Annotated in this window: 2 protein-coding genes; both read left to right on the forward strand. The window is 71.3% G+C overall.

Annotated elements, in window-relative coordinates:
* The first annotated feature begins 201 nt into the window (after positions 1-201).
* A complete protein-coding gene (locus D180_RS20630; RefSeq protein ID WP_017914255.1) occupies positions 202-696 on the forward strand; it encodes a CinA family protein in 495 nt (164 codons plus the stop codon).
* Between the two features lie 34 nt (positions 697-730).
* Positions 731-2,160: 2-polyprenylphenol 6-hydroxylase (ubiB, locus tag D180_RS20635; protein ID WP_017914256.1), on the forward strand; the 1,430-nt coding region annotated here is incomplete at its 3' end.

Here is a 2,160-nt window from a genome sequence, read left to right on the forward strand (position 1 = left end):
CGCCGCGCGAGCAGGAGGAGTGGCAGCAGCGCTGAGTGCCACGTCGACGCCGGCGTCGGCACGCTCGACGCCGATGGGCGGGCCGGCGTGGTCGCGGCCCATGCGCCGCGTTGGCTGACGGCCGGCCATCCGCCGGCACGCGCAGGCGCGACAGCCACGGCGAATTGGGCTACAAAGCGCACTGGTTTCCCGAGCTGTGCCATGACGCTTCCCACCGATTCGGATCTGCTGCAACAGGCCACCGCGCTCAGCGATCGCTTGCGCACCGCGCGCGAGCGCCTGGTCACCGCCGAAAGCTGCAGCGGCGGCTGGATCGCCAAGGTGATGACCGACGTCGCCGGGTCTTCGGCCTGGTTCGACTGCGGCATCGTCGCCTACAGCTACGAGGCCAAGCAGGCCTTGCTGGGCGTGCGTCCGCAGACGCTGGAGCATCATGGCGCGGTCAGCCGGGAGACGGTGATCGAGATGGTGTCCGGGGCGCTGGTCAATTCCGGCGCCAGCGTCGCGGTCGCGGTGACCGGCATCGCCGGGCCGGGCGGCGGCTCCGCGGACAAGCCGGTCGGCAGCGTCTGGCTGGGCTGGAAGCGCCGCGGCGGCTATGCCAGCGCGCAATTGTTCCAGTTCCCGGGCGACCGCGACGCGGTGCGCCGGCAGACCGTGGCGGCGGCCCTGCGCGGCCTGGACGCGTTGCTGTGATTGTGGCCGCGCGCCTTCCCCGAGGATGAGCGCGATGTGGGAGGCGTTGAGCACCGTCCGCGATCTGGGACGCCTGCAGGAAATCGCCTCGGTGCTGATCCGCTACGGGTTCGGCGACGTGGTCCGGCGCATCGGCATGGCCGACGTGCTGGAGCGCGCCGGGCGCCTGCTGCACTGGCACAACGCCGAGGAGATGCTGCGCATGTCGGCCCCGCAGCGGGTGCGGCGCGCCCTGCAGGATCTCGGCCCGACCTTCGTCAAGCTGGGCCAGGTGCTGGCCACGCGCGTGGACCTGCTGCCGCCGGAATGGATCGACGAACTGGGCGAACTGCAGAACGCCGCGCCGGCGCTGGACTACCCGCAGATCCTGCCGCAGCTGATCGAGGCGCTCGGCGAAGAGCCGACGGCGATCTTCGCCGAGGTCGAGGAAACCCCGCTGGCCGCCGCCTCGCTGGCGCAGACCCATCGCGCCCGGCTGCACGACGGCACCGCCGTGGTGATCAAGGTGCGCCGCCCCGGCATCCGCGAGGTGATCGAGGCCGACCTGCGATTGCTGGCGCGGCTGGCGGAGATCGTCGAAGCGCGCGCGCCGGACCTGAAGCGCTATCACCCTGCCGCGGTGGTGCACCAGTTCACCCTGTCGCTGCGCCGCGAGCTGGATTTCGCCGGCGAATGCCGCAATGCCGAGCGCATCGCCGCCAACTTCCAGGGACACGACGAGATCGTGATCCCGCGGGTGCACTGGCAGTGGACCTGCGAAACGCTCAATGTGCAGGACTTCGTCGACGGCATCGGCGGCCGCGACCTGGCCGCGGTCGACGCCGCCGGCCTGGACCGTCGCCAACTGGCGCGCACCGGCGCCGACATCGTGCTGAAGATGGTGCTGGAGGACGGCTGTTTCCACGCCGATCCGCATCCGGGCAACATCTTCTACCTGCCCGGTGAGCGCATCGCGGTGATCGACTTCGGCATGGTCGGGCGCATTTCCGAACAGCGCCGCTACCAGGTGGTGCAGTTGCTGCATGGGTTGGTCACCCAGGACGCCGAGGCGGTCGCCGACATCCTGCTGGAGTGGACCGACGGCGAAGTCGAGGTCGACGAGGCGCGCCTGCACCTGGAAATCGCCGCCTTCGTCGACCAGTACCGCGGCGTGCCACTGAAGGACCTGCGGGTCGGCGCCATGCTCGGCGACGTCACCGCGCTGCTGCGCCAGCACGCGCTGGCGCTGCCGGCCGACCTGGCGCTGATGATCAAGACCTTCCTGACCCTGGAAGGGGTCGGGCGCCAGCTCGATCCGGACTTCGACATGGCCGGCGCCGCTGCCCCGTACCTGGAGCGGGTGATGCTGCAGCGGTTCGCGCCGCGGGCGATGGCCCGGCGCGGCCGTCGCACCGTGCTGGGCGCGCTGGAACTGCTCGGCGATCTGCCGCGCGACACGCGCCGGCTGCTGCAGGCGGCGCGGCG

The sequence above is a fragment of the Xanthomonas sp. SHU 166 genome (assembly GCF_000364685.1).
Taxonomy (GTDB): domain Bacteria; phylum Pseudomonadota; class Gammaproteobacteria; order Xanthomonadales; family Xanthomonadaceae; genus Xanthomonas_A; species Xanthomonas_A sontii.